The following is a 24,209-nucleotide window of genomic DNA, read 5'->3' as shown; positions in this document are numbered from 1 at the left end:
GGCGAGTTTTGTTATTTCAGAAAAAGGATTTTTAAGTAGTGGTGGCGAAACTAGTAAACATAAGGAGGTGTCATTACTTTTGCTTACTGCACAAACAAAATCTGGAAAATCAATTTGTCTTGGATTAGATTGTAAGAAGGAGGTGCTGGTTAAGCTTCGAGAGAAAGAAGAATTTTTTTGCCCAATCTGTGGAGAAGCTGTATTGCTTAAATTAGGAAATCAGCGGATCTATCATTTTGCCCATCGGAGCGGTCATGTGTGCCGTGATTTTTATGAAAATGAAACAGTTTACCATTTGGAAGGAAAACGCCAGCTATATCAATGGCTGTTAGCTCAAGGGATACCAGTTGCATTAGAATATTATGATGCGGAAATTCAACAGAGGCCCGACATTGTGTTCAGGCATAATGGGAACAAATACGCCTTAGAATATCAATGTTCACCGATATCTGAGGAGCTATTTCAAGAAAGAACTAACGCCTATTTTCTGCAAAATTATATTCCACTCTGGGTAATCGGTAATAATCAACTAAAAATGAAAACGAGCAATGTTCTTTCTCTTACGAGTTTCAACTATTTTTTTTTAAGAAAGTCAACGAATGGTCAGTATTTCCTTCCATCCTATTGCCCCGAAAAAAAGCTTTTTCATATTTTTGGTTCCTTCCTGCCCTATTCAATTCGTAATACATTTACCAGCCATATTCAGTTTCCCTTATATAATATCTCTGTTCCTAATATCATCGATCCTATTTTACCCAATCCAAATTGGTTAAATGGATGGGATAAAGAGATGGAAAAGTTCAAGTTTAACTGTTCTATTCGACCTAGTCCGGAGCAAAAACGATTTCTTCATGAAATATATCTTCAACATCTTAACCTGTTCTTACTCCCGCCTGAAATAGGCCTTCCCGTCCGACATTCACTACTTATCCAAACACCAACAATTATTTGGCAGACCTATCTTTATATGGATTTTATTCAGCACTTACTCCCTAATGATTATATCGATCTTAGGGATGCAGAAAGAATCTTCTATAAGAGATTGAGAAAAAAAGATATTATCATGAGAGCGTTACCGCAGATTTCAAACGATTCACCATATATTCTTGTTGAAGAGTATTTTCAAATGCTCGAGAAGATGGGGATGGTCAGCCAAAAGGGGCAATTTATTTTTCAATTTAATAAAAGATTTACCATTCCCAAATCTAACAGGGAGCGAGAAGAGCAAAAGAGGTTGTTTGACCAAAAATATTCTCATCAAATTCTTGTGAAAAAATAATGAAAGGCTAGGTTTGGGCATAATATAAGGGGTAAATTGTTAATAAATAAAAGGAAATATGTAGGATAAGGAGAATATTAAAGAGGTAAACTTGTTACGGTTTGTGAAAAACCTGAATGGAGGATGGAATAATGGCAAATGAAGCGGCGGTAAAGACACTACCTGCTAGAAATGAAATTCCTGTCGAGGAAACATGGAGATTAGAAGATATCTTTGCTAGTGATCAGGATTGGGAAAAAGAATATCAAGAAGTGAAGAATCAAATTCCCGGGATAAAAGAATTCGAAGGGAATCTTGGTAAAAGTGCGGATATACTATACAACGCGCTGCAATTTCAGGATAAACTCCTTGAACGACTTGGTAAGTTATATACATATTCCCATATGCGCTATGACCAGGACACGACAAATTCTTTTTACCAGGGATTAGATGATAAAATTAAGAATTTATATTCTCAAGCAGCCAGTCAATTAGCATTTATTGTTCCTGAAATTCTTGAGATTAAGGAAAGTAAAATAAATGAATTTTTTGGTACGAAACCAGAACTAAAGTTATATGAGCAAGCACTCGCTGAAATTAATCTTCAAAGACCACATGTACTTTCAAAAGAACAAGAAGCATTATTGGCAGAAGCTAGTGAGGTTATGGACACTTCCAGCAATACATTTGGTATGCTTAATAATGCTGATTTAAAGTTTCCTTCCATTAAGGATGAAAATGGGGAGGAAGTTGAGATCACCCACGGTCGCTACATCCGCTTCTTAGAAAGCTCTGACCAGCGTGTGCGCAGGGATGCTTTTAAAGCAGTTTATGAAACATATGGAAAATTTAAAAATACCTTCTCCAGCACCTTAAGCGGGAATGTGAAGAAGGATAATTTTAATGCAAGAATTAGAAAATATGAATCGGCAAGACACGCAGCACTATCAGCAAACAATATCCCTGAGAGTGTCTATGATAATTTAGTAAACACGGTCAATGAAAATCTTCATTTATTGCACAGGTATGTACAGCTGCGTAAGAAGGTTTTAGGTCTAGACGAACTTCATATGTACGATTTGTACACACCTTTAGTGAAAGATGTGAAGATGGACATTCCTTATAACGAGGCAAAGGATTTTGTCATTAACGGATTAGCTCCATTAGGTGAGGAGTATACGGCTATTTTAAAAGAGGGCTTTGAAAACCGCTGGGTGGATGTCCAAGAAAATAAAGGTAAGCGCAGTGGGGCCTATTCTTCAGGTGCTTACGGTACGAATCCTTATATTCTCATGAACTGGCAGGATAATGTTAATAACTTATTCACGCTTGCCCATGAATTTGGTCATTCCGTCCATAGTTATTACACAAGGAAAAATCAGCCTTATCCATATGGAAACTACTCTATTTTTGTAGCTGAGGTTGCTTCGACATGTAATGAGGCATTATTAAATGATTATTTATTAAAAACGATTGATGATGAGCAAAAACGAATTTATTTATTAAATCATTATTTAGAAGGATTCCGCGGTACCGTTTTCCGGCAAACGATGTTTGCAGAATATGAACACCTGATTCATCAAAAGGCTCAAAATAATGAGGCATTAACGGCTGAATTATTAACAAATGAATACTATGCCTTAAATAAAAAGTATTTTGGTGAAGAGGATATTATCATTGATGACGAAATCGGTCTAGAATGGTCTAGAATTCCGCATTTCTATTACAATTATTATGTATATCAATACGCTACCGGCTTTAGTGCAGCCACTGCTTTAAGCAAACAGATTTTAGAGGAGGGCGAACCGGCTGTCAAACGCTATATTGATTTCCTAAGTGCGGGAAGCTCTGACTATCCAATTGAAGTCTTGAAGAAGGCCGGAGTTGATATGACAAGCGCTGAGCCAATTAGAAATGCGTGTAAAGTATTTGAAGAAAAGCTCAATGAACTAGAACTGTTATTATCGTAACAAAAAAGGATGACTGCTAAAACAGTCATCCTTTTTTGTCTAGCTCCAGCGCCTAGGGGCTCGAAGTCATAAGAGTGTCTAGTTCCGGCTCCTTGGGACTCGAGTCGTAAGCCGCCCCTGAAGAAGGCAAAAAGCGCCTTCTTGCAGTGGTCGTCTTACGCCTTCGTCCCAGAGCAGTCACCTCCACTTTTCGATCAATCCGTCAAAAAGGTTAAAGAACAACCTTCTCGCCTGCTCGTCTTATGCCTGTCGACCCTGAACGAGGCGCTTCCGCTTTTCGAATTAAAATCCTTTGAACTTTTTCCGATCATTCATAGAGAACAATAATATAAAGATTGAAACAAATAATAGGGGAATACTTATGAACAACGGGAAGATTTTCATTAGGGCAAGAATATGGAGAAAAAAAGCACCAGCAAAAAAGAGCACCATTAGAAAGAAAGGCAATTTGCTTACCACAGAATACCCCACCTTTAACACAATTAATAATAGAATTTACCACTAGTTTATTAATGAGATGCTAATAATATGATAATTTGACAATAATGTGAAATAACACACAAACTAATTGCCAATAGACCCAATCACATGATATATTTTATACGTGAAGTTGATCACAACAAACATATACCCCTTTGTTTGACCGTGAAAAATTTCTCCCATCCCCTTTGTTCGTATTTATAGAAAAAGACCTTGCAAATGCAAGGTCTTTTCGTTTTTTGATAAAAAGAAAAACCAGATTCATATAAGAACTGGTAATCTTAATCTTGTATATATCGCCAGAAAGTCCCATATTTAGCTGGCAGCTGTTCCACTTTTTGAAGCAAAAGTAGTTTTTTCATTTCACGTTCGACTTGAGAAATAGACATGTTATAAACAACCGCAATCTCCTTAGAAGCTACGAATTTAAAAAATTTCATAAAATTTTCTAAAGAAGGCGGCTGGGCCTTAACAGGTTGATCAGACAACATTTCTTCTAAAATCTGAACATACACCTCATAAGGGTAAAAACCAGTGATTTTTATTCCTTCATCTTCAGCATTTTCATTGAAAAATACAAGTGTAGGAGTTTCTTGAACCTCCATTTCTACCGTGATTTTTAAATCACACTGAAATGCTTTTGCTGCGCTTTCTGATAGAAGGTCAGATTCAAATTCATCTACATCTATTCCCACACTCATTGCACATTCCTTTAGAACATCGATTTGAGAAATATTTTGCTTATCTAAGAATAATACTTCCTGAAGTTTTCGCAGGAAGCGAATTCCTGCCCGTCGACCCTGTAGTTCCGCCGCTTTAATCGCAATCGAAGCAATATACGGGGTTGCCACTGGGTTCTCTAACCATAAGCTTCCATCACAAGACATTCCTGATCTGCTTGCTGTTTTCTCCCACAATTCCGCAATTATTTCAAAGTTCTTTTTACTACTTATATTTAAATGAGTGATTCGACCGCTAAGCACATGTTTTAGAGAAAAATAACGCCCGTATTCAATTTGCAATTTCTTTAAGATTGGCTCAAGTGCCCAGCACTCTGGGCATATTGGATCAATAAACATATATATTTCAATTGGCTTTTTATCATTATTGCATTGCTGTTTTGTACTATGCATGTCTTTCATTGTCACGAATCTTCACCTAGTAATTCTTCGCTGTCTGGCGTATTTATCATATGCTGGGCAGTGAGAAGCAATCGCGAATAAAACTCATCTCTTATTAGGCCTTCAAGTCCAGTTTTGTCCATTGCTTGTGTCATACAAGACAACCATGCTTTTGCTCTTGTCGGTGTAATTGGAAAGGGCAGGTGTCGTGCACGCATCATTGGGTGACCATGCTCTTCCGTATACAATGCAGGTCCTCCTAAATATTGTGTTAAAAATTGCTTCTGTTTTCGAGCAATTTCTGAAAAGTCATTTGGAAATATTGGGGCAAGATCGGGATGTTGTGCAACCAGTTCATAAAAATTATCGACAAGGCGGTGCAGGGTTTCTTCGCCAATTGCCTCAAAAGGTGTAGGCTTTTTCTCAATCATGTTGACAACTCCTCAAATTTTGTTGTTTGTATCCTAATTTTAGCAATGGATTTTTCATATCTCAAATAAACCGCTTAGAAAATAGTAATTTTTTAAAGACATACATTATTTTTTGCTTAAAAGCGTTTTATTTTGAAGCATCATTTAAGTATTTTTGTTCGTAAAAACGACGTATTTTATTTTTAGTTGGCCGGATTGGAATATCATATTGTTTAAGAAGTTCTAGGAATATTTGCTTACCGAGTTGATAGTTTTCCACTTCATACTCTAATTCATAGTCATCTTTATTTAAATAAAAGCTATGATCTAAAACCAATAGCCCGTTTTTATATAAAAATTCAACCCTGTTTGTTGTTAATGATCCAAAATACTCTACCTGATCGATCGGGATACCTAACTCTGTGATTCGATTAGAAACGATTCCTTTAGGCAGAGGACCGTTCTGAAGGGCGGTGATATATTCATCTAATGTTAGAATTTGTGTTGTTTCAAGAAGGCCAACATTTGCAGGTTGCTTTAAGGTTAATTCATAATCATCCGCTTTTTGTCTTATACGAAGAGCGGATTTAAATTTTTTTAAAGTAAAATCTGCTGTATCAAAATAATGGTTTTCTTGTGTAAAGATTTGCTCAGGGGCAATTTTGAATATTTGTAAGAACCGTTCATATTCGCTTATAGTAAGCATATTTTTAAATTCAATTTCTATCATCTCAGACATTTGTCCCATTCCTTTCGCTCATATATGTATTTTATCCTAGCTTCTATTTAAACTGCAATTCTTGGGGGAAATGGATAGATTATGCTAAAATAGGATAGTGGAAGTTGGAGGTATTAAGATGAAAAGAAAAATTGAAATTATTCATGCAGAATTAACAGATAATAACTTATTGTTTCAGACGAACCAATCAATTAATGAGTTGACACCAGGTGAGCAAATACTAGTTGACTCCGAAAACTTTTCCTTTATTTATTTAATGGAGGATCAACACGACTATATTTATATCGTCATTCCAGAGGATTTTTGGCCGCAATTGAAAGTTATGCTTGATCGTCCGGTGCCCGTATGGATTCATGATGGTGATAACAAAAAAGAGTTAACCAATTTTTATGAAGAATTAGACTATATTGTTAGCAACATTCGAGGAAATAGTAACTATGGTGTTGATATGGTAACAAAAGTGGAGGAAACTTTTTAGTCATAATTTAGTTAGTTACATAGAGGTGGAATGATGAAGCATTGGGACCAGTTTTTAGCACCATATAAACAAGCTGTTAATGAGCTAAAAGTAAAATTAAAAGGGATGAGAGGTCAATTTGAGCTTAATTCTACCCATTCACCAATAGAGTTTGTCACGGGGAGAGTTAAACCAATAGCAAGTATACTTGATAAGGCCAATCAAAAGGGGATTCCTCTAGATAAGTTAGAGGAGGAAATGCAAGATATTGCCGGGATGAGAATCATGTGCCAATTTGTAGACGACATTCATCATGTGGTCAGTTTATTGAGAAGCCGCAATGATTTAGAAGTTGTCGAAGAACGAGATTATATTTCTCATAAAAAGACAAGTGGTTATCGGTCATACCATGTTGTCATTCGCTATCCAGTACAAACGATTCATGGGGAAAAGAAAATCCTTGCTGAAATTCAAATTAGGACATTGGCGATGAATTTTTGGGCAACAATTGAACATTCACTAAATTATAAATATAAAGGCGTTTTCCCAAGTGATATACAGATGAGGCTACAGCGCGCTGCTGAAGCGGCATTCCGTTTGGATGAGGAAATGTCATTAATACGCGGTGAAATCCAAGATGCACAGGCTTTTTTTACAAAAAATAAAGAATTAAAGCAAGAAGAGACAAGTTAATCGGTGCCTTGTAAATAAGAATTAAGGAGTAAATGAAGATGAAATTTGCCATTACATCTAAAGGAGATCAGAAATCGAATATCCTAATGCACAAGATGCGGACCTATTTACTCGATTTTGATCTTATATATGATGAGGATCAACCTGATATTGTCGTTTCCATTGGTGGAGATGGTACGCTCCTATATGCTTTTCACCGCTATAGCAGCCGTTTAGCAAAGACGGCTTTTGTGGGAATTCATACAGGGCATCTTGGTTTTTATGCGGATTGGACACCTGAAGAAATTGAGAAGCTTGTTATTGCCATTGCGAAAACCCCTTATCAAGTAGTTGAATATCCATTATTAGAGGTTATCATCCGCTATCAGCATGCAGGAAAAGAGTCAAGATACCTTGCCTTAAATGAGTCGACTGTAAAAAGTGTGGAAGGAACATTGGTCATGGATGTAGAAATCCGTGGACAGCATTTTGAAAGGTTTCGTGGTGATGGACTATGTGTTTCAACTCCTTCAGGCAGTACTGCTTATAACAAGGCACTTGGCGGGGCGATTATTCACCCATCCATTTCAGCGCTTCAGGTAGCAGAAATGGCATCGATTAATAATCGTGTGTTTCGTACAGTAGGTTCACCATTAATCCTTCCATCACATCATACATGCATGTTAAAACCGGTAAATAGAGTTGATTTCCAAGTTACGATTGATCATTTAACTCTTTTACATAAAGATGTGAAATCGATTCAATTTAGAGTTCCTGATGAAAAGATTCGCTTTGCCAGATTTCGGCCTTTTCCTTTCTGGAAACGAGTCCATGATTCTTTTATTTCAGATTCCGATTAAGCGGAGGAAAGAACCATGTTATCACGTTTTCAATTACAATGGAAAATCGATATAAAGGATGAAGGAAGGTTAATTAAGGAATTCCTTAAGGAAGAGGAAATATCACGGTCCGCTCTTACTGATATTAAATTTAAAGGTGGACAGATCCTTGTTAATAACGAGGAAGTAAATGTCCACTATAAGTTAAAGAAGGGTGATTTTTTAACCTTAATCTTTCCACCTGAGACCCCTAGTGCAGGTGTAAATGGAGAAAACATACCACTTGAAATTATTTTTGAAGATGAATACTTGTTAGTTGTCAATAAGCCGCCGGGGATGAATACGATCCCTTCAAGAGAACACCCTAATAGCAGTCTGGCAAATGCACTTGTTGGTTATTATAAAGAAATTGGTGTGAAAGCTACCTCGCATATTGTTACACGCTTAGATCGTGATACATCAGGCATTGTTCTTATTGCCAAACATCGACATATTCATCATTTATTTAGTATGCAGCAGAAAAGTGGAAAGGTAAAACGTACATATGAAGCATTGGCAAAGGGCGTTTTGCTGCAAGCTAGAGGTACAATTAAAGAGCCAATTGGGAGAAAAGAAGACAGTATTATAGAACGAGAGGTTCGAAGTGATGGACAATATGCTTGTACTCACTACCAGCTCACACACCAATATTCGAAGTTTGCGCATATAAAACTGCAACTCGAAACAGGCAGAACCCATCAAATTCGTGTCCATATGTCGTTTTTGGGACATCCATTGCTTGGTGATGATTTATACGGAGGAGACAGGTCCTTAATCCAACGACAGGCCCTTCATTGTAGACATATCCAATTCATTCATCCGATTAATCACAGGAATATGCAATTTTCTGCACAGCTTCCAGAAGATATCAACAAAATCATTCAGGCTCATCCGTAATTTCGGGATGAGCCTGTTTTTTCGAAATATGTAGATTTCCTAGGAAATTTGTAGAGTGTCTCGTGACATTTTTCCTGATTTTTAAGCAAAGTCTTTAAATTTTTCAGCGATATATGGCATAGTAGAGTCTACGGAAACAATCTCCATTTCAGGATATCTTAATGCCGTTAGCTTTCCTCCAAAAACAGCACCCGTATCAATGTTATATGTATTATTGATGACCCGAGGTTCTCTAACAGGAGTGTGCCCATAGACAATCGTCGGTTCACCACGATAGGATTTAGCCCAATCCCTTCTTACAGGTGAACCATCAGGATGTTTTTCACCAGTAATGTCTCCGTAAAGGACAAATGTTTTCACCTTTGCATTTGTCTGACCTATGTATTCTTCTTTTATTCCTGCATGTGCAATAACTAATTTATTTTTGTCTAATACTAAATGCAATGGTGATTTTTCATAAAGTTCGATAAATTTATTACGAATGGATTGCTGCTCCTGTTTGTATAATGACTTATATTCCGCTACGGTTGTTTCTAGACCATGGGTCTCCTGAACTTTGTTTCCAAGAAAATAACGATATAGTTTATTGCAATGGTTACCCGGAGTGTAGTAAGCCTGTTTTTGTTCTATGACGAGGCGCCAAACAATTTCGGCTACCTTAAGAGAGGCAGGACCACGGTCAGTTAAATCTCCGACAAAGCCAAGAACACGATTTTCTGGATGCTCGGGAATCCCGTTGTCCCAATAATAACCGCATTTTTTTGTTAGTGCTTCAAATTCTGGTAAGCAGCCATGGATGTCGCCAATAATATCAATTTTCATAAAATCTTACCCCCTTTTTTATATTTTTGGTTTTTTATTGATATTTTATAAAGATCTGTTTGCCTACAGTTTCATTAATGAAAAAAATCTTTTAGTTGTAGAGGAGGATGATATAGTTGGAACATCATGCATCCGTTTTTTCGTTGTTGATCGTTGTCACTATTGCCTTTGTTACACCCCTGTTACTTCATCGATTAAGACTTAATTTTATGCCTGTTGTTGTCGCTGAGATCATTATGGGGCTAGTAATTGGGAAAAGTGGCTTTAATGTTGTCCATGAAGATATGTGGCTTTCCACCCTTTCCACCCTTGGATTTATATTTCTAATGTTTTTAAGTGGTCTTGAAATTGATTTTTCAGCCTTTACAGGCGGAAAGAAGCCAAGTGTCCTACCGAACGGGAAACAGGAGCCTAATACGTTTCTAATTTCATCGTTGATTTTTGCTGGAATCTTTATTTTTTCTCTTGGATTATCTTATTTGTTTGTCCTTGCTGGTTTTATTGATAATGCCTTCTTAATGACTTTGATTATTTCAACAATCTCCTTAGGTGTTGTTGTTCCTACATTAAAAGAAGCACATTTAATGAAGACAAATATTGGTCAGATCATACTATTAGTTGCCGTTATTGCTGATTTAGTTACAATGATTCTTTTAGCTATCTTTGTTTCGTTCTATGACCCTGAATCAAAAAATATTTGGTTATTAATCATTCTTTTTGTAGCTGGAGTCATTCTTTATTTTGTTGGTAAACGATTTAAAAATCGCCCACTATTAGAATCATTATCGAAAGGAACTGTCCAAATTGGAACAAGAGCGGTACTTACTTTAATCATTGTCCTAGTGGGGCTTTCTGAAACGGTAGGTGCTGAAAATATTCTTGGAGCTTTCCTCGCGGGGGTACTTGTTTCCTTATTGTCACCCAATCAGGAACTTGTACATAAGCTTGATTCCTTTGGGTATGGTTTTCTAATACCAATATTTTTTGTGATGGTAGGAGTCGACCTTGATGTATGGTCGCTGTTTGCAGATAAGAAGCTTTTGATGCTTATACCGTTCTTATTATTAGGTTTGTTTTTATCAAAAATGATCCCTGTATATCTGTTGAAAAGATGGTATGATACCAAAACAGTTTTGGCGTCGGGCTTCTTACTAACTTCTACGCTGTCTTTAGTTATTGCAGCAGCAACGATTGGTGAAAGAATGGAGGTTATTACCAATGAAATGAGCGGGACATTAATACTCGTTGCGGTCATCACATCCATTGTGACACCAATCGCTTTTAAGAAATGGTTCCCAAAAGAAGCAGCGGTAGAAAGAAAAGTAAAGGTTGCATTCCTGGGAGCTAATCAAACGACACTCTCTGTTTCAAGGGAACTTAAATCGGGTTTATATGAACCAGTTTTGTTTCATAAAAAAGTGGAGAAATCAGAAAAACAAATTGCCAATTCTGTATTCGACATTATTGAAATCAATGATTATTCTGTTGAGGAACTAGAAAAAACAGAGATCTTTCAATCAGATATTGTTATTATTTCAACGGGCGATCAAGATATAAATGCTGTACTCGCCATTGCTTGTAAAGAAAAAGGAGTAGCACGGGTCATTTCAAGGATTGAGTCGCCAGAAATTGAAGAAAACTTACGAAAACATAATATAGAGGTATTTTCGACCTTTCATTCAACAAAAGCATTATTACGTGCTCTAATAGAATCACCAAGTATTATCAATATCTTAACGAATCAAGAAACAGCTTTGTTCGAAATTAACATGTTAAATGAACATTTCGATGGAATGACGTTAAGAAGATTCCCGTTTACAGGCGATGTTATCTTTGTGCGGATTTTTCGCGGTAAGGATTCACTGATTCCTCATGGCGATACAGAGCTTATGTTGAACGACCGCTTAATCGTAACGGGTTCAAAGGAGTATGTGAACGAGTTGAAAAGAGAACTGGAATTTTGTAAATACTGAGGATAAATTGTCACATACTTTTCAATTTTAAAGGAATAGTGTAAAATTAGTACCAAGTACTAATAACTAATAACATGTATTAATAGGAGGACGTTCTAAAAATGAATCTTTCTTTAGCTGGAAAAACATATGTCGTTATGGGTGTTGCGAATAAACGCAGTATTGCATGGGGGATTGCCCGTTCACTGCATAATGCTGGAGCCCGATTAATTTTTACTTATGCTGGTGAAAGGCTTGAAAGCAGTGTACGTGAATTGGCAGAATCTCTTGAAGCTGAGGGTACACTTGTCCTGCCATGTGATGTAACAAGTGATGAAGAGGTTGCGAAATGCTTTGCTGGTATTAAAGAAACAGTAGGAACAATACACGGAATTGCACATTGTATTGCTTTTGCCAACAAAGAAGAACTAAAAGGTGAATATATGAATACTACCAGAGAAGGCTTCTTGTTAGCACACAATATTAGTTCCTATTCACTTACTGCCGTTGCTAAAGAAGCTAGAGGCTTAATGACAGAAGGAGGCAGCATTGTTACTTTAACATACCTAGGTGGAGAGCGTGCTCTGCCTAACTACAATGTTATGGGAGTAGCCAAAGCTTCTCTTGATGCTAGTGTCCGCTACCTAGCTGCAGATCTTGGAAAAGAAGGGATTCGTGTGAATTCCATCTCTGCTGGTCCAATTCGTACATTATCTGCAAAAGGGGTTGGAGACTTTAACTCGATTACTAAAGTAGTTGAAGAAAAAGCACCTTTGCGGAGAGCAACAACTACAGAAGAAGTAGGAGACACCGCCCTTTTCCTTTTCAGTGATCTTTCCCGTGGGATTACCGGTGAAAATATTCACGTTGATTCAGGTTATCATATTTTATAAAAGGAAGATTCGCTCATTATTAGATGGGCGGACCTTCCTTTTTTTTATAAGATAATGAACGTGTATAGGCGCCATGCATACATATAAAGTGTAGGAATATGTAAATGGAGGTGAGTGCATGGAAAAAGAGACAAAGCGTGGACCATTACTATATATTTCACAGCCTTTTTCAATCCAACCGTCCAATAATATGCAGGAAATCTTTTCAAGCAGGCAAGCACGTCAGCTGCCTATGGAAGAACCGCCACAAGTGGAAGAGGTTAAAAAGAAAAAAGGCTTTGAAGTCTCATTAGCGAAAACGGAGAAACCTAAAGAGATAAATAGGATGGAAACTAAAAAGGATTCCACACCTGATAAAAAGCACGATTCTCATCGTAAATTTAATCGGGTCAAAGGTTTTAAGGAAATGAATTTACATGAGCGTTTAGAGTATCTTGCTAATTTCCCAAGTGTCCTGCCGCCTGTTCCATGCGTTTTTTATACGGAGGAAGAGAATTATCAAGGATATTTACTCGAATATAATGAAGATGAGATAACAGTCCAATTTCCTAATCAAACAACGGAGATAATTCCTGTTAATGAATTAAAAGATATCATGATGATTGGGATAAGAAGATGAAATAAAAAAGCCAGCCGGGTGTTCGACTGGCTCATTTCTTTCATAGTCTAGTTTATCCATAGGCTATGAGTTTTTCCCTTTTCGCTTAATCACAAAGTCCAAGGTCAACATCGGCAATACATTGTATTGCACAGAAGCATCTTAAGTCAACAGTGATACAGTCATTGCTGGCACGGAAACGATCAACCTGGCAAACTCTTGATAGGTCGATACAGCATTTATCTCCACCAACTAGGTTTACTGGAACAAAGTTTCCACCTTCTCTACGGCCTGGAATTAGGACCCGGAGCGTTGCACAGCAGTTATCGAATACATCTTCAACGCGGAAGTAGATGGATACACATGCATTATTTTCGCCGTTAAAAAACGCGTGGAAAGGTGAGCCATCTGAAGTTTTTAATAAAAATACACGAGTATCTGGCATATCTCTCCTTGCCGGTGAAACTAAAGTGCCAAGCGGTTCCATAAAACAACTAGGACAATCTACGCACTCATCATCTACAGCATTATCCTGAATATCCTTAATTGCCCTTACAACTTCACAAATACAGCTGTCGCCACGAAAATCGTCGCTATTTCTGCCACAACCCATTAAATACTCCTCCTATCGTGATATATATCTTACATTAATAACATATTTAAGCAGGTCCTTTTGAGTAACGGACAAACGCCTTATTTACCAAAATTAGGCATATATAGAGGAAAGGACAGGGATTGAATGGCGATAAATTTTTTTGAATTTATTATATTGGCATTAGCCTGCTTCAGAGTGACAAGGCTAATTGTTTTTGACAAGATAACTGAGTTTATTCGTACTCCTTTTTTCGATGAAGTCGAAGAGGAAAATGAAAATGGTCATACAGAGATATATTTCATGCCAAAATCGACTCCGCTAAAAAAATTTATGGGTACTTTACTTAGTTGCTATTGGTGTACCGGTGTTTGGGTGGCAGCCGGGCTAACAGCTGGATATTATTTACTTCCCACTATTATGTCGCCGATCATTTTAGTATTTGCGATTGCTGGTTTAGCGGCTATCGTGGAGTCCCTCGTACAATTATGGATGGATAATTAAAGAAAACTAGTTGTTCGTTGAGACAAGTTTTTTTCTTTTTCATATTGTATAAGTAGCTTAAATATGATTTAGGAGTGAAGTAAAAAGATGAATCGAGAGAAGAAGAATTCACAGGTAAGTAGACCTTCTCAGAAAAATAGACCAGCTAAGAAAAATGGCTGTGGCTGCGGTAAAAAGACCCAGAGATGATGAAAAAGCTGTCAGGTAATTCTGGCAGCTTTCATTATTTTTTTATCATGTCTTACAAAAGTTCGTACTTTCCAGTCATAATTTTTGCTGATGTCGAAAAAACTATCTTTTAGGAATAGTTAAATCATCGACAAGGGACGGGAAAAAGATGGGTTTATACAATCGAATGATTATTATGGTATGTATTATGTTATTGAGTGCATGCAGTCACGACGAAAATCTAAAGGATAGCCAATTGGCACTTATGAAGACGACAAATCCCAACCCAATAATGACCGATCAAGATAGAAGTCATGACCGAGTGGAAAAAATTGAAAAAGAGGTGAATGCTTTTGATGAAATTTACGATGCTTCGATTGTGAAGGGGAAGGAAGAAACACTTGTAGTTTATAAAGTGAAGCATATGCAGCGTTTTAGAATGAAAGATATCGAAAAAAATCTCACCAAAATCCTCGAGGATAAATATCCAAAAGAAAAATTCGTGGTCTCAAGTGATTATAAAATATTTCTTGAAGCTGTCCGGCTGTCTGAAAGAATGAAAAATGGTAAACTTTCCGATCAGCAGGCTGAGAAGCGCTTCAGCGAAATTATTAAAATGACGACCGATATGAAGTAGGAAAGGATGAAGGGTGATGGCGAGCAAGAAAGAGAAGATGAATCCCCAACAACAGAAGTATCAACAGCTTCAGCAAAAACATGAACTAAAACGACCTGTTCTTAAAAACTGTATTAAAGCTTTTTGGGTAGGTGGCTTAATATGTGTTATAGGCCAAGCTATTAGTTATTTTTACATTTACTTTTTTGACTTTACCGAGCAAAATGTCGGCAATCCAACGGTAGCAACGATGGTATTTTTATCGATGCTACTCACAGGATTTGGAATTTATGACCGCCTCGGACAATTTGCAGGAGCGGGGAGTGCGGTGCCTGTCACCGGTTTTGGAAACGCTGTTATTTCAGCAGCAATCGAGCACCGGACAGAAGGATTTGTACTAGGTGTTGGCGGGAATATGTTTAAGCTTGCTGGATCAGTGATTCTTTTTGGAGTATTCTCTGCCTTTGTTGTGGCTTTAATAAAAACGTTACTGAAAATGTGGGGGGTATTGTAATTGTTAAAAGGTCATCAATCCTGGGTATTTCATAACCGGCCAATGATAACAGCAACAGGTGTTTCCGGTGGCCCCTTTGAAGCAAACGGAAATTTAGCCAATGACTTTGATATCCTCCATGAAGATTTATGGATGGGGATGGAATCCTATGAAAAAGCGCAGCGAGTCCTTCTTGAAGAGGCGATAAGAACCACATTAGCCAAAGCAAAAATCGAGAAGGAGTCGGTTCAATTTTTATTTGCTGGAGATTTGATTAATCAAATAACACCAACTAGCTTTGCAGCGCGAACAATGCAAATCCCCTATTTTGGATTGTTTGGCGCCTGCTCCACGTCGATGGAAGGGCTGGCTCTTGCCTCCTTTGTCATCAATTACCAAGGTGCTCAGTACATACTAACAGGCGCCTCCAGTCATAATGCAGCCACGGAAAAACAATTTCGTTATCCAACTGAATATGGAGGACAGAAGCCTCCAACAGCACAATGGACTGTTACCGGTGCGGGGGTGGCACTTGTAACAGCCAATGATCCTTCAAAACAGAATCCCGTAATCGTATCAGCAACGATTGGGAAAGTAATAGATATGGGCTTAACAGATCCCTTCAATATGGGTGGGGCGATGGCGCCTGCTGCTGCCGATACGATTATGGCCCATTTTCGCGATTTAGAGTTAGAACCTTCCTATTATGATTTAATTATCACTGGTGACTTAGGTAGAATCGGTCATGATACCGCCTTTGAGCTGATCAATAAAAGTGGACTTAAATTAGAGCGGAAACAATTTCAAGATTGTGGATTATTGATTTATAAGGATGATCAGCCCGTACAAGCTGGGGCAAGTGGAGCTGGCTGCTCGGCAACCGTTTTGTATGGTCATTTACTAAACGAAATGAAAAAGGGTAGATATAAGCGGATTTTAGTTGTCGCAACAGGGGCTTTATTGTCTCCCCTTAGCTTTCAGCAAAATGAAACGATTCCATGTATTGCGCATGCTGTGGCAATCGAAATGAATGAAGAAGGGAGGTAATTTTTTGCTAGCGATGTTTTTTTGGGCATTTGTAGTTGGTGGATTATTTTGTGTCTTAGGGCAGATTTTATTTGATGTTGCGAAGCTTACACCAGGACATACCTTAAGCTTGCTTGTTGTCGCGGGAGCAGTGTTGGATGGTTTTGGTCTGTATGAGCCGCTTGTTGACTTTGCTGGTGCAGGGGCCACGATTCCGATTACAAGCTTTGGAAATTCTTTGGTTCATGGGGCCATGCAGGATGCTGAAAAGCACGGATTGATTGGCGTATTGACAGGGATGTTCCAGGTTACAAGCTCAGGAATTTCAGCAGCCATTATTTTTGGCTTTCTTGGTGCTCTTATTTTTAGGCCTAAAGGCTAAAAAAGAATCCCGCATATTCACAGCTTGTTTTTAGAAAGTTGCCTAGTACACTTTGATGACCCTTCTCATATGTTATTAATGAGACTTATCAAAGTGAGGTGACATTGTATGTTCTGTGGATATGGCGGCTACGGTTACGGTGGCGGATATGGCGGCGGTTCTACTTTTGTATTAATCGTCGTATTATTCATTCTGTTAATTATTGTCGGTGCTAGCTTTTATTAAGAATTGGCAAAAGCTTGCAGCGAAGGAAGGGGTTGGCCATAAAAACCGGTCAGCCCTTTTCTTTTCACCAAATTTAAGTTCCTTCATACAATAAAGTAGTTTATGAAGGAGCGTGAATTTGAGCATGGATAACGGATTCTTTAAAAACGTCGAAAAGAAAACTGGCGTAAATATGAAAGATATTTTTGATTTAGCGAATTCCTTGCAAAATGCAAATTTTAAAGATGAGAAAACGGTTCGTAATGTCATTCGCCGAGTATCGCAAATTGCTAATAAACCGGTAAATAAAGAAACAGAAGATAAAATCGTTCAATCCATCGTTAAAGATGGAAAACAGCTTGATTTTAATACGATTTCGAAAATGATTAATAAGAAGTAAGAAAAAGGCCTTTTTCCTCATGTGGAAAAAGGTCTTATGTTTTATTGCTTCTTTTTTCTCATCAAGGGTGTGAGAAAACGAGAGGGGGAAGCTTTTTTACCTCTGCGAAATTGTGGAACAGAGATATATAATTCTTGCATTGCGCGGGTCATCGCTACATAAAAAAGTCTTCGTTCTTCTTCGAGTGCAGCGAAATCACCATTTCGACTTGCTTCTAATGCATAGTCATGCGGCAGACTTCCATCGACGGAACCGATAATATACACATTTTTGTATTCCAGACCTTTGGCACGATGAATCGTACTAAGAGTAACCGCATCGGTAAAGTGCTTACCTAAGTTTTTAATTTCTTTGTTCATCGCTGACATATGATCAGCATGGGCCAATAAAGTTTGAATCGTATCAAAACCTTTTGCGGCAACTTTTAAATCCTTCAAATCATCTGACCCTTTTTCCAGTTGATCTGACTCATTTCCCCGCTTCTTTAAAAAGTCAAGAAAACCAATATCCTTTTCAATGATTTCCAGCGCTTTAATGGGGGAGGAATACTTTAATGCTTGAATAAACGGCACGATCTTTTTTAGTTTTTTCTCTTGAAATGGATGCTTTGTTTTTAGATGTAAAAGCGCCTTAAGCGAACTGCAATCTTGAAGGATGCTCTCTGCTTTTAAATCCTTGATTACCGTTTGTTTTAAAAATAAAATTGGTAAAATATCTGATAATGCCTGTGAATCATCTTCGTTTAGGCTTAATTTAAAAAATGAAAGGACACTTTTCACAATTCGTCGTTCATAAAACGATTCAGCGTCAAGATCAATTTTAAACGGTAGATTCGAACTGGCCAATCGTTCAAATATCGCTCGAGATCCTGCATTCGTCCGATACAAAATCGCAAAATCTGAAGGATTAGCACCTAGGGCAATTTTCTCTTGTAAATCAGATACAATCATTGTTGCTTCTTCTTCTTCATCGTATGGAAAAAAGCTTACAGGCGGTGTAAGAGATTCAAATTGTGCAATCATCTTTTTTAGCCTTCTAACTTTATTTTTCTTAATCATTTCATTAGCTGCTGAAACAATTTCATGTGATGAGCGATAATTTTGATCTAGTGTAATCAATTTAGCTTCGGGAAAGTCTTTTTCAAAATCCAGCAAATAGGCAGGATCACTTCCGCGGAAGGCATAAATCGATTGATCATCATCGCCAACAGCACAAACGTTTTTATGTTTGCTCGACAGCAGTTTGATTAGTTCATATTGAACCATATTTACATCTTGAAATTCATCAATTAAGAAATAGTGAAATCTGTTTTGATACAATTCTAGAAGGGACGGGCTGGAGCTAAGCAGTCGGTAACAACCTATCAGCATATCATCAAAATCAAACATGTTTTCACGTGTTTTATATTCCTCGTATTTTTCATAAAGGAATAGAGTCTTTTCTTCCCATTCTGTTTCCGGCTTAACTGCCTGAGGTAATAAAAGTGAATTTTTCCAAAAGCCGATTTGCTGCAGGGCCAAATCAAAAGCAAATTCCTTTTCTGATAAATCGATTTCTTTTCCAGCCTCTTTCAATATCCGATCTCTCTGCCACTCTTTTTTCAGCAGTCGCTCAGAAGACCATTGGCTGCCTTCATGAAACATAAGAATGCGATAAAAAATACTGTGAAAGGTGCCTGTCACCAGTTGATTTATTTTTTCTCTTTTCATTTGCGGATAGGATAGCAGACGGTTTTTCATTTCTCCTGCAGCCTTTGAAGTAAATGTAACGAGCATTATGTTTCGCGGATCAATATTTTTTACTTCAAGCATAAAGGCCGTTCGTGCAGTGAGAACTCGTGTTTTCCCGCTTCCGGCTCCGGCAAGGACCAGCAGGGAACCATCAATTTCAGTGACGGCTGCCGCTTGACTTTTATCGAGAACAACTCCATTGGCTGATAGTTCCATTAAATAAGGGGAGTGCTCTAATTGTGGAACTTCATTAGACTTTTTAAAAGCTATAGAGGTTTCAATTAATTTAGCTGGCCGAAATAAACTGACATTATTGGGTGTATCCACTATGGTTCGCCCCTGCGGTATTCGGAATCCGTTGCGCTCCACATGATTGACTTCCTTGCTATTGGTAGGGATTTCAGGCACGATACAATCCGCTATTTTAGCATTCACATGGCTAAAGTGGGGAAGTTCATGGATTCCTAGAATGAACCGGACCTTTTGCTGACAAACAGGGCAGGATAATTCACCATTTTTTCCTGCTAAATATATTTTTTGATATTGGTCACGTTCTAATTGATCAAGACCAATTCTTCTATTTTGATACATGGCTATTTTCATTGTTCATTCCTCATTATCCAAAAATACGACAATCTTAATCATAACAAAACGTGTGGCTCTCGAAAAGTGGAGGGAAGTGGTCAAAATGAAAAAAGCACTTGTCACGAAAAGGACAAGTGCTTGTCTTTAAAATTTTTTTACCATTGTTTTATGAGGAATTCCTGCGTCTAAGAATTCTTCGGAAACGACTTCATATCCAAGACCAGAGTAGAAAGGGATAGCGTGTGTTTGTGCATTTAATTTTAATTTTTCGACCCCATGTTTGATTGCATGGGCTTCAATTTCATTCATGATGGCTTTTCCTGCACCAGTTTTTCTTGCTTCCTTTAATACGCAAATGCGTTCAACTTTTCCGTAACCATCAACGACACGGAAGCGTCCCGCGCCAATTGGTGAACCGTTTTGGTAAGAAACAAAATGCGTAGCTTCATCCTCATACTGATCAATTTCTTCTTCAGCTGGGACGTTTTGTTCACCTATAAATACGGTTTTTCTTACCGAAAAAGCATCATTAAGTTCATTTTCATTTTCAACAATTTTTACAGTCACGTTTTTATTTATTCCTTTCCAAGACGAAATGTTTCATAGACTGTCCATGAATCATTATCTAGTTGATAAAGTAAATGGAAACGGTCAATTGTTTCTTCATGATTGATTTTTTTCATTCTTAAGGAGCCATAAACATCTGAATGTTCATCGTTAGATAACTTTTGTCCAATGGTAATATGAGGAACAAAGGCATATTCCATATTTTGCTCACTAAATTCTTGGTTAATATCATTATGAAGCTTAGCCAGTTCTTCCGTAGGTTCAACTTTAAAGTAAATAACATTATTTACCGGCTGAAATGAGCTTATTTTGGAAGTCTTTAATGTGAAGGCATTCGTATTGCCTGCAATTTGACGCAGCTTTTCAGCATAGTGCTTGACTTCTTCTTCTGTTGCTTCAAAGGCATTTTTTAAAGTCAAATGTGGAGTAATCAATGCATAATGCGGGTCATAACGTTTACGATAGGAATTAGCTAAATCCTGCAGTTTTTTTGATGGAAAAATAACAACCCCAAATTTCATATGTTTACCTCCAATGAACATGAATTTATCTAAAAATAGACTCGTTACTCCAAAAGTCTTCTAATTATTATAGCAAATTTTCAAAAAATAAGATATGACTAGAACATTGCCTTAAGGGCACGCTTTAAATCGGTTTGCCAATATTTCCAGGTGTGATTTCCATTGAATTCTTCATAAAAATGGCTGAATGACTTTTCATTAAAAGCTTTCGCCAGTTCTCGATTAGGAGTAAGGAAATCACGGATTTCACCTTTTGTGGTTGGAACTTCTGTTTCTTGGTTACCAATAACATGATAGATGTCTAAAAGCTGTGGTTCGCCAAAATTTCTAACTGAGTTTATTATCTCATTATTGACAAACGGTGACTGCAACAACACCTTGCCAAACGTGTGCGGATATTGGAGGGCAGTCATTAGTGACACCGTTGCTCCTAGTGAATCTCCAATCAGTGCTCTTGTAGTACCCATATGATAGGTTGGAAATTCTTTATCGAGATATGGAACTAATTCATGGGCAAGAAAGCGTATGTATGCTGGATTTTGTTCGCCATCAGGATGATACTTTTTCCAGCGGTCCTCTACATTTTTATAGGGTATCCCAATAATGATTAAATTTTCGATTTCCCGCTCGTAAAGATACTCATCTGTTAATCGCCCAATTCGGCCTAGCTGAAAATAATCGCGGCCATCCTGAGCGATTAACAGAGAGTATTTGTATAATGGTGAAAAGTTAGCTGGCAAGTAGACAAGTAGCTGAATTTCTTCTCCCAGCTCTTTGCTTTGAAAGGTCGTTTCTTTAATTGTGCCTCTTGGAAATACCATGTGACAATTCCCCCCATGTTTCGATTGATACATTAGAATTTTATCATATACAAGTTGGAAATGCTCAAGGGGAAAGTATTGTGGTGGGGAGTATGTGTGAAGTTAATGGAGATATCGTTTATTTGGCATGATAGATAGGATATTTTCACGTTTAAAGGTTCGAATCTGTTTACGTAGCAAACAATAGGCGAGGATGTATTCATTATTTACTTCCTTCACAAGCAGCTTCCGTTGGGAAATTTGATTATCCTCAGACAGATAAATCATTTCTAATGGCATTTTTTCTTCGATGGATCGTAATAAAAGCCCTTCCATGTGATCACTCCTTTCTCTATATACTATTAGTATATCCGAACATTCGTTCTTTATTCGGTAGATGTGTAGGAGCAATTAAATAAAATTAGTTGACATTTTTAGCAATTTGAATATAATTAGATTTGTAGCTTAATAAGAGATCTGTTAGCTCAGCTGGGAGAGCGCAACCTTGACAGGGTTGAGGTCGGGGGTTCGAACCCCTCACAGGTCATCAAAAATCCTAATACTCATGTGGTATTAGGATTTTTTGTGTTTAAAGGGTCAGTCTCAATAGGGGACTGACCCTTTCTACGTCTTGGGACCTATATGAAAATCAAGCTTAGGCTCAATTATGAGAAGCTATGAAAAAAGGTAAGATGTAATCAAGAAAGCAAAGGAGGAAAACAAAATGAAAAAATTTGGTTTACTTTTAGCAGGTGGAATCGCAGCAATGGTGTTACTCTCTACAATTGGTCCGATGATTGGATTACTTGTAAGTTTGGGGATTCTTTACTTCATATACAAACAGTTTATTAAAGCTGAAACAACTGGAGGGAAAATTGTCCTAGGAATCTTCGGAGTTATTTTCTTAATGGCTTCTATCTCAAATGCTCCAGCAATCATAGGTGCTGTTGCTGCATATGTACTTTACCTGGTATATAAAAACTGGAACAACAGTAAACGTACCATCGTGAAAGAAGAAACTGATCCATTCGTTAATTTCGAAAAACAATGGAATGAATTAAACAAATATTAATAATAGGAGTGATTTACAATGACAAACTTATTTACTAGAATGAAAAATACGATAATGGCTGATTTACACGAGACACTTGATAAAAAAGAAAGACAAAACCCAATAGCGATGTTGAATCAGTACCTTCGCCAATGTGAGCAGGAAACAGAAAAGGTTAAAACACTGGTTGAACGTCAACATAAATTAAAAGATGAGTTTACAAGAGAACTTTTTCAGGCAGAGAAGTTAGCAGAAAAAAGAAAACATCAGGCGGAAGTCGCTGCAAAAGCAGGGGAGGTAGAGCTTTCTCAATTTGCGGCTGCAGAGTATCAGCAATATACCGAACGTACTGAACGATTAACAGCATCTTTGGAACACGTTAAAGGGCAGCTTGGGGAATTAGAAAGAAAATACGAAGAAATGAAGCATAAGCTGAAAGATATGGATCTTCGCCGCCTGGAGTTAATGGGGCGTGAAAATATTACCAGAGCAAACCATCGTATCAATCAAGTATTGGATTCCAATACTGATAACAATCAATTATTCTCTCGTTTCCAAGAAATTGAAAACTATCTCGATCGCCTAGAACACCAAGTAAACAGTTCTTACTACCGCAGTACCATTGATGCAAGGGTCGAAAAAATTGAAAATGAAATGAAAAAAGAAGAGAGCAAGATGAGTATTTAAGGATACGAAACACATGGATATTTAGTTATTATCCATGTGTTTTTTACTTTTTAAAGGATAATTCCTTTTCTCATCCCGACTGCAACAGCCTCTGCTCGATTATTAACACCAAGTTTTCTAACTACCGAAGTTATATAATCTCGTACAGTAAATTCACTAACCGTCATCCAAGCTGCCATTTCTTTTGTCGAATATCCATTAGCAAGATGCTGAAGTACTTCTGTTTCCCGTTTACTAAGGAGGCTCTTTTCTCGAATCGGCATGAATGGGGAAGAAAAATAATAAGAAAGCAAAGATAAGTAGTTTTTTTCAAATGGGTATTCACCATAATAGCGATCTACTAGAACGCAGCCAACGACAGTATTAAGTAAACTAATTGGGATGATAGCTAATGTTAAATCCAGTTCCTTTAAATATTTGTCAGGAAAATAGTCAAGACTTTCCTCGGTTTTAATAAAAGCAGGCATGTTTCTAATTAATGAATGATAGATTGGAAAAATGGGGCGGACATCCTCCTTTATTCCTCTTATCGACGAAGCCTGATCATTTTCGTACATTAATACCCCTTCACCTAAATGACTTAAGGGTGAGTAGGTAAAGAAGGCGGCTCGTTCGAATGGAAAGAATTCAACACAGCCACGAAGCATTGCCTCAACCTTAATTTTAAGATCGGAGATTCCAGCCATTTTCTTTAAATACTCGTTGACAGCTGTATCCACCATTCGACAATTTTCAC

At 37.5% G+C, this 24,209-nt stretch carries 29 protein-coding genes and 1 tRNA gene; 19 read left to right on the top strand and 11 right to left on the bottom strand.

Annotated elements, in window-relative coordinates:
- The first annotated feature begins 79 nt into the window (after positions 1-79).
- Positions 80-1,279: a competence protein CoiA family protein gene (locus tag ACWM35_RS03245; RefSeq protein WP_454815424.1), complete on the top strand. Its 1,200-nt coding sequence runs from the start codon at positions 80-82 to the stop codon at positions 1,277-1,279.
- A 131-nt stretch (positions 1,280-1,410) separates the two neighbouring features.
- On the top strand, positions 1,411-3,228 hold the full coding sequence (pepF, locus tag ACWM35_RS03240; RefSeq protein ID WP_454815422.1) for an oligoendopeptidase F: 1,818 nt from the start codon (positions 1,411-1,413) through the stop codon (positions 3,226-3,228).
- 761 nt (positions 3,229-3,989) lie between these two features.
- On the opposite strand, the gene ACWM35_RS03235 is transcribed toward pepF, so the two are convergent.
- The 3 genes from ACWM35_RS03235 to ACWM35_RS03225 all read right to left on the bottom strand — a co-directional run bounded on the left by ACWM35_RS03235 (position 3,990) and on the right by ACWM35_RS03225 (position 5,978).
- On the bottom strand, positions 3,990-4,850 hold the full coding sequence (locus ACWM35_RS03235) for a ClpXP adapter SpxH family protein (RefSeq protein ID WP_454815826.1): 861 nt from the start codon (positions 4,848-4,850) through the stop codon (positions 3,990-3,992).
- A 2-nt stretch (positions 4,851-4,852) separates the two neighbouring features.
- Positions 4,853-5,260, bottom strand: coding sequence for a globin domain-containing protein (locus tag ACWM35_RS03230; RefSeq protein ID WP_454815420.1), 408 nt, complete (start codon positions 5,258-5,260; stop codon positions 4,853-4,855).
- A gap of 127 nt (positions 5,261-5,387) precedes the next feature.
- A complete protein-coding gene (locus tag ACWM35_RS03225; protein ID WP_454815418.1) occupies positions 5,388-5,978 on the bottom strand; it encodes a CYTH domain-containing protein in 591 nt (196 codons plus the stop codon).
- A gap of 118 nt (positions 5,979-6,096) precedes the next feature.
- Between ACWM35_RS03225 and ACWM35_RS03220 the strand changes: the two genes are divergently transcribed.
- From ACWM35_RS03220 to ACWM35_RS03205, 4 genes are read left to right on the top strand one after another with little or no spacing between them, the layout of a single operon-like run.
- Positions 6,097-6,456 carry a UPF0738 family protein gene (locus ACWM35_RS03220; RefSeq protein WP_454815416.1) on the top strand — a complete coding sequence of 120 codons (360 nt, stop codon included), beginning with the start codon at positions 6,097-6,099 and terminating at the stop codon, positions 6,454-6,456.
- A gap of 33 nt (positions 6,457-6,489) precedes the next feature.
- Complete coding sequence (locus tag ACWM35_RS03215) at positions 6,490-7,128, top strand: GTP pyrophosphokinase (RefSeq protein WP_454815414.1); 639 nt, start codon at positions 6,490-6,492, stop codon at positions 7,126-7,128.
- 38 nt (positions 7,129-7,166) lie between these two features.
- Positions 7,167-7,967 carry an NAD kinase gene (locus ACWM35_RS03210; protein ID WP_454815412.1) on the top strand — a complete coding sequence of 267 codons (801 nt, stop codon included), beginning with the start codon at positions 7,167-7,169 and terminating at the stop codon, positions 7,965-7,967.
- A gap of 15 nt (positions 7,968-7,982) precedes the next feature.
- Positions 7,983-8,882, top strand: coding sequence for an RluA family pseudouridine synthase (locus tag ACWM35_RS03205; protein ID WP_454815410.1), 900 nt, complete (start codon positions 7,983-7,985; stop codon positions 8,880-8,882).
- Positions 8,883-8,963: 81 nt separating this feature from the next.
- Here ACWM35_RS03205 and prpE read toward each other — a convergent pair whose 3' ends face one another.
- Positions 8,964-9,704, bottom strand: a complete 741-nt coding sequence (gene prpE / locus ACWM35_RS03200) for a bis(5'-nucleosyl)-tetraphosphatase PrpE (protein ID WP_454815408.1) — start codon at positions 9,702-9,704, stop codon at positions 8,964-8,966.
- Between the two features lie 116 nt (positions 9,705-9,820).
- On the opposite strand from prpE, the gene ACWM35_RS03195 reads away from it, so the two are divergent.
- The 3 genes from ACWM35_RS03195 to ACWM35_RS03185 all read left to right on the top strand — a co-directional run bounded on the left by ACWM35_RS03195 (position 9,821) and on the right by ACWM35_RS03185 (position 13,168).
- A complete protein-coding gene (locus ACWM35_RS03195) occupies positions 9,821-11,677 on the top strand; it encodes a monovalent cation:proton antiporter family protein (protein ID WP_454815406.1) in 1,857 nt (618 codons plus the stop codon).
- A gap of 101 nt (positions 11,678-11,778) precedes the next feature.
- The gene (gene fabI / locus ACWM35_RS03190; protein ID WP_454815404.1) at positions 11,779-12,549 is read left to right on the top strand and encodes an enoyl-ACP reductase FabI; all 771 of its coding nucleotides are present in this window, start codon (positions 11,779-11,781) and stop codon (positions 12,547-12,549) included.
- A 118-nt stretch (positions 12,550-12,667) separates the two neighbouring features.
- The gene (locus ACWM35_RS03185) at positions 12,668-13,168 is read left to right on the top strand and encodes a CotO family spore coat protein (protein WP_454815402.1); all 501 of its coding nucleotides are present in this window, start codon (positions 12,668-12,670) and stop codon (positions 13,166-13,168) included.
- 85 nt (positions 13,169-13,253) lie between these two features.
- Here the strand turns inward: ACWM35_RS03185 and ACWM35_RS03180 are convergent, their stop codons facing one another.
- The gene (locus tag ACWM35_RS03180) at positions 13,254-13,760 is read right to left on the bottom strand and encodes a CotY/CotZ family spore coat protein (RefSeq protein ID WP_454815400.1); all 507 of its coding nucleotides are present in this window, start codon (positions 13,758-13,760) and stop codon (positions 13,254-13,256) included.
- A gap of 126 nt (positions 13,761-13,886) precedes the next feature.
- Here ACWM35_RS03180 and ACWM35_RS03175 point away from each other — a divergent pair, with 126 nt between their 5' ends.
- The 7 genes from ACWM35_RS03175 (at position 13,887) to ACWM35_RS03145 (ending at position 17,532) form a co-directional block, all read left to right on the top strand.
- The gene (locus tag ACWM35_RS03175) at positions 13,887-14,243 is read left to right on the top strand and encodes a DUF1360 domain-containing protein (RefSeq protein ID WP_454815398.1); all 357 of its coding nucleotides are present in this window, start codon (positions 13,887-13,889) and stop codon (positions 14,241-14,243) included.
- 337 nt (positions 14,244-14,580) lie between these two features.
- A complete protein-coding gene (locus tag ACWM35_RS03170; RefSeq protein WP_454815396.1) occupies positions 14,581-15,048 on the top strand; it encodes a YhcN/YlaJ family sporulation lipoprotein in 468 nt (155 codons plus the stop codon).
- A gap of 16 nt (positions 15,049-15,064) precedes the next feature.
- On the top strand, positions 15,065-15,541 hold the full coding sequence (spoVAC, locus tag ACWM35_RS03165) for a stage V sporulation protein AC (RefSeq protein ID WP_454815394.1): 477 nt from the start codon (positions 15,065-15,067) through the stop codon (positions 15,539-15,541).
- Complete coding sequence (gene spoVAD / locus ACWM35_RS03160; RefSeq protein ID WP_454815392.1) at positions 15,542-16,567, top strand: stage V sporulation protein AD; 1,026 nt, start codon at positions 15,542-15,544, stop codon at positions 16,565-16,567.
- Positions 16,568-16,571: 4 nt separating this feature from the next.
- Entirely contained in the window at positions 16,572-16,928 is a 357-nt protein-coding gene (gene spoVAE / locus ACWM35_RS03155; protein ID WP_454815390.1) for a stage V sporulation protein AE, read from the top strand.
- 108 nt (positions 16,929-17,036) lie between these two features.
- Positions 17,037-17,153 (top strand): YjcZ family sporulation protein, encoded by a 117-nt coding sequence (locus ACWM35_RS03150; RefSeq protein ID WP_082799360.1) that lies wholly within the window; start codon positions 17,037-17,039, stop codon positions 17,151-17,153.
- 124 nt (positions 17,154-17,277) lie between these two features.
- Positions 17,278-17,532 (top strand): stage VI sporulation protein F, encoded by a 255-nt coding sequence (locus ACWM35_RS03145; RefSeq protein WP_454815824.1) that lies wholly within the window; start codon positions 17,278-17,280, stop codon positions 17,530-17,532.
- A 41-nt stretch (positions 17,533-17,573) separates the two neighbouring features.
- On the opposite strand, the gene ACWM35_RS03140 is transcribed toward ACWM35_RS03145, so the two are convergent.
- From ACWM35_RS03140 to ACWM35_RS03120, 5 genes are all read right to left on the bottom strand, one after another.
- Positions 17,574-19,865 carry a UvrD-helicase domain-containing protein gene (locus ACWM35_RS03140; RefSeq protein WP_454815388.1) on the bottom strand — a complete coding sequence of 764 codons (2,292 nt, stop codon included), beginning with the start codon at positions 19,863-19,865 and terminating at the stop codon, positions 17,574-17,576.
- A gap of 126 nt (positions 19,866-19,991) precedes the next feature.
- Complete coding sequence (locus ACWM35_RS03135; protein ID WP_454815386.1) at positions 19,992-20,414, bottom strand: GNAT family N-acetyltransferase; 423 nt, start codon at positions 20,412-20,414, stop codon at positions 19,992-19,994.
- Between the two features lie 8 nt (positions 20,415-20,422).
- Positions 20,423-20,935 carry a YjcG family protein gene (locus ACWM35_RS03130; protein WP_454815384.1) on the bottom strand — a complete coding sequence of 171 codons (513 nt, stop codon included), beginning with the start codon at positions 20,933-20,935 and terminating at the stop codon, positions 20,423-20,425.
- A gap of 98 nt (positions 20,936-21,033) precedes the next feature.
- On the bottom strand, positions 21,034-21,756 hold the full coding sequence (locus ACWM35_RS03125; RefSeq protein ID WP_454815382.1) for an alpha/beta hydrolase: 723 nt from the start codon (positions 21,754-21,756) through the stop codon (positions 21,034-21,036).
- Between the two features lie 102 nt (positions 21,757-21,858).
- The gene (locus ACWM35_RS03120; RefSeq protein WP_454815380.1) at positions 21,859-22,071 is read right to left on the bottom strand and encodes a WYL domain-containing protein; all 213 of its coding nucleotides are present in this window, start codon (positions 22,069-22,071) and stop codon (positions 21,859-21,861) included.
- 138 nt (positions 22,072-22,209) lie between these two features.
- Here ACWM35_RS03120 and ACWM35_RS03115 point away from each other — a divergent pair.
- The 3 genes from ACWM35_RS03115 to ACWM35_RS03105 all read left to right on the top strand — a co-directional run bounded on the left by ACWM35_RS03115 (position 22,210) and on the right by ACWM35_RS03105 (position 23,473).
- A tRNA-Val gene (locus ACWM35_RS03115) sits at positions 22,210-22,282 on the top strand.
- Positions 22,283-22,459: 177 nt separating this feature from the next.
- Positions 22,460-22,807: a lmo0954 family membrane protein gene (locus ACWM35_RS03110; RefSeq protein WP_454815378.1), complete on the top strand. Its 348-nt coding sequence runs from the start codon at positions 22,460-22,462 to the stop codon at positions 22,805-22,807.
- Between the two features lie 18 nt (positions 22,808-22,825).
- Positions 22,826-23,473: a PspA/IM30 family protein gene (locus tag ACWM35_RS03105; protein WP_454815376.1), complete on the top strand. Its 648-nt coding sequence runs from the start codon at positions 22,826-22,828 to the stop codon at positions 23,471-23,473.
- A 50-nt stretch (positions 23,474-23,523) separates the two neighbouring features.
- Here ACWM35_RS03105 and ACWM35_RS03100 read toward each other — a convergent pair whose 3' ends face one another.
- Positions 23,524-24,195: a response regulator transcription factor gene (locus ACWM35_RS03100; RefSeq protein WP_454815375.1), complete on the bottom strand. Its 672-nt coding sequence runs from the start codon at positions 24,193-24,195 to the stop codon at positions 23,524-23,526.
- Positions 24,196-24,209: the final 14 nt, after the last annotated feature.

Source organism: Neobacillus sp. K501 (assembly GCF_053749995.1).
Note: the sequence above shows the minus strand (reverse complement) of the source record. Positions and strands in the feature narration are given on the sequence as shown.

Excerpts from the sequence above, each read along its gene's own strand:
- ACWM35_RS03140 (WP_454815388.1), bottom strand. The coding sequence starts at position 19,865 with ATGAAAATAGCCATGTATCAAAATAGAAGAATTGGTCTTGATCAATTA.
- ACWM35_RS03205 (WP_454815410.1), top strand. The coding sequence starts at position 7,983 with ATGTTATCACGTTTTCAATTACAATGGAAAATCGATATAAAGGATGAA.
- ACWM35_RS03185 (WP_454815402.1), top strand. The coding sequence starts at position 12,668 with ATGGAAAAAGAGACAAAGCGTGGACCATTACTATATATTTCACAGCCT.
- ACWM35_RS03210 (WP_454815412.1), top strand. The coding sequence starts at position 7,167 with ATGAAATTTGCCATTACATCTAAAGGAGATCAGAAATCGAATATCCTA.
- ACWM35_RS03120 (WP_454815380.1), bottom strand. The coding sequence starts at position 22,071 with ATGGAAGGGCTTTTATTACGATCCATCGAAGAAAAAATGCCATTAGAA.
- pepF (WP_454815422.1), top strand. The coding sequence starts at position 1,411 with ATGGCAAATGAAGCGGCGGTAAAGACACTACCTGCTAGAAATGAAATT.
- ACWM35_RS03125 (WP_454815382.1), bottom strand. The coding sequence starts at position 21,756 with ATGGTATTTCCAAGAGGCACAATTAAAGAAACGACCTTTCAAAGCAAA.
- ACWM35_RS03145 (WP_454815824.1), top strand. The coding sequence starts at position 17,278 with ATGGATAACGGATTCTTTAAAAACGTCGAAAAGAAAACTGGCGTAAAT.
- ACWM35_RS03220 (WP_454815416.1), top strand. The coding sequence starts at position 6,097 with ATGAAAAGAAAAATTGAAATTATTCATGCAGAATTAACAGATAATAAC.
- ACWM35_RS03175 (WP_454815398.1), top strand. The coding sequence starts at position 13,887 with ATGGCGATAAATTTTTTTGAATTTATTATATTGGCATTAGCCTGCTTC.
- fabI (WP_454815404.1), top strand. The coding sequence starts at position 11,779 with ATGAATCTTTCTTTAGCTGGAAAAACATATGTCGTTATGGGTGTTGCG.
- ACWM35_RS03170 (WP_454815396.1), top strand. The coding sequence starts at position 14,581 with ATGGGTTTATACAATCGAATGATTATTATGGTATGTATTATGTTATTG.
- prpE (WP_454815408.1), bottom strand. The coding sequence starts at position 9,704 with ATGAAAATTGATATTATTGGCGACATCCATGGCTGCTTACCAGAATTT.
- ACWM35_RS03235 (WP_454815826.1), bottom strand. The coding sequence starts at position 4,850 with ATGAAAGACATGCATAGTACAAAACAGCAATGCAATAATGATAAAAAG.
- ACWM35_RS03110 (WP_454815378.1), top strand. The coding sequence starts at position 22,460 with ATGAAAAAATTTGGTTTACTTTTAGCAGGTGGAATCGCAGCAATGGTG.
- ACWM35_RS03225 (WP_454815418.1), bottom strand. The coding sequence starts at position 5,978 with ATGTCTGAGATGATAGAAATTGAATTTAAAAATATGCTTACTATAAGC.
- ACWM35_RS03130 (WP_454815384.1), bottom strand. The coding sequence starts at position 20,935 with ATGAAATTTGGGGTTGTTATTTTTCCATCAAAAAAACTGCAGGATTTA.
- ACWM35_RS03105 (WP_454815376.1), top strand. The coding sequence starts at position 22,826 with ATGACAAACTTATTTACTAGAATGAAAAATACGATAATGGCTGATTTA.
- ACWM35_RS03150 (WP_082799360.1), top strand. The coding sequence starts at position 17,037 with ATGTTCTGTGGATATGGCGGCTACGGTTACGGTGGCGGATATGGCGGC.
- ACWM35_RS03230 (WP_454815420.1), bottom strand. The coding sequence starts at position 5,260 with ATGATTGAGAAAAAGCCTACACCTTTTGAGGCAATTGGCGAAGAAACC.
- spoVAC (WP_454815394.1), top strand. The coding sequence starts at position 15,065 with ATGGCGAGCAAGAAAGAGAAGATGAATCCCCAACAACAGAAGTATCAA.
- ACWM35_RS03215 (WP_454815414.1), top strand. The coding sequence starts at position 6,490 with ATGAAGCATTGGGACCAGTTTTTAGCACCATATAAACAAGCTGTTAAT.
- ACWM35_RS03100 (WP_454815375.1), bottom strand. The coding sequence starts at position 24,195 with ATGGTGGATACAGCTGTCAACGAGTATTTAAAGAAAATGGCTGGAATC.
- ACWM35_RS03180 (WP_454815400.1), bottom strand. The coding sequence starts at position 13,760 with ATGGGTTGTGGCAGAAATAGCGACGATTTTCGTGGCGACAGCTGTATT.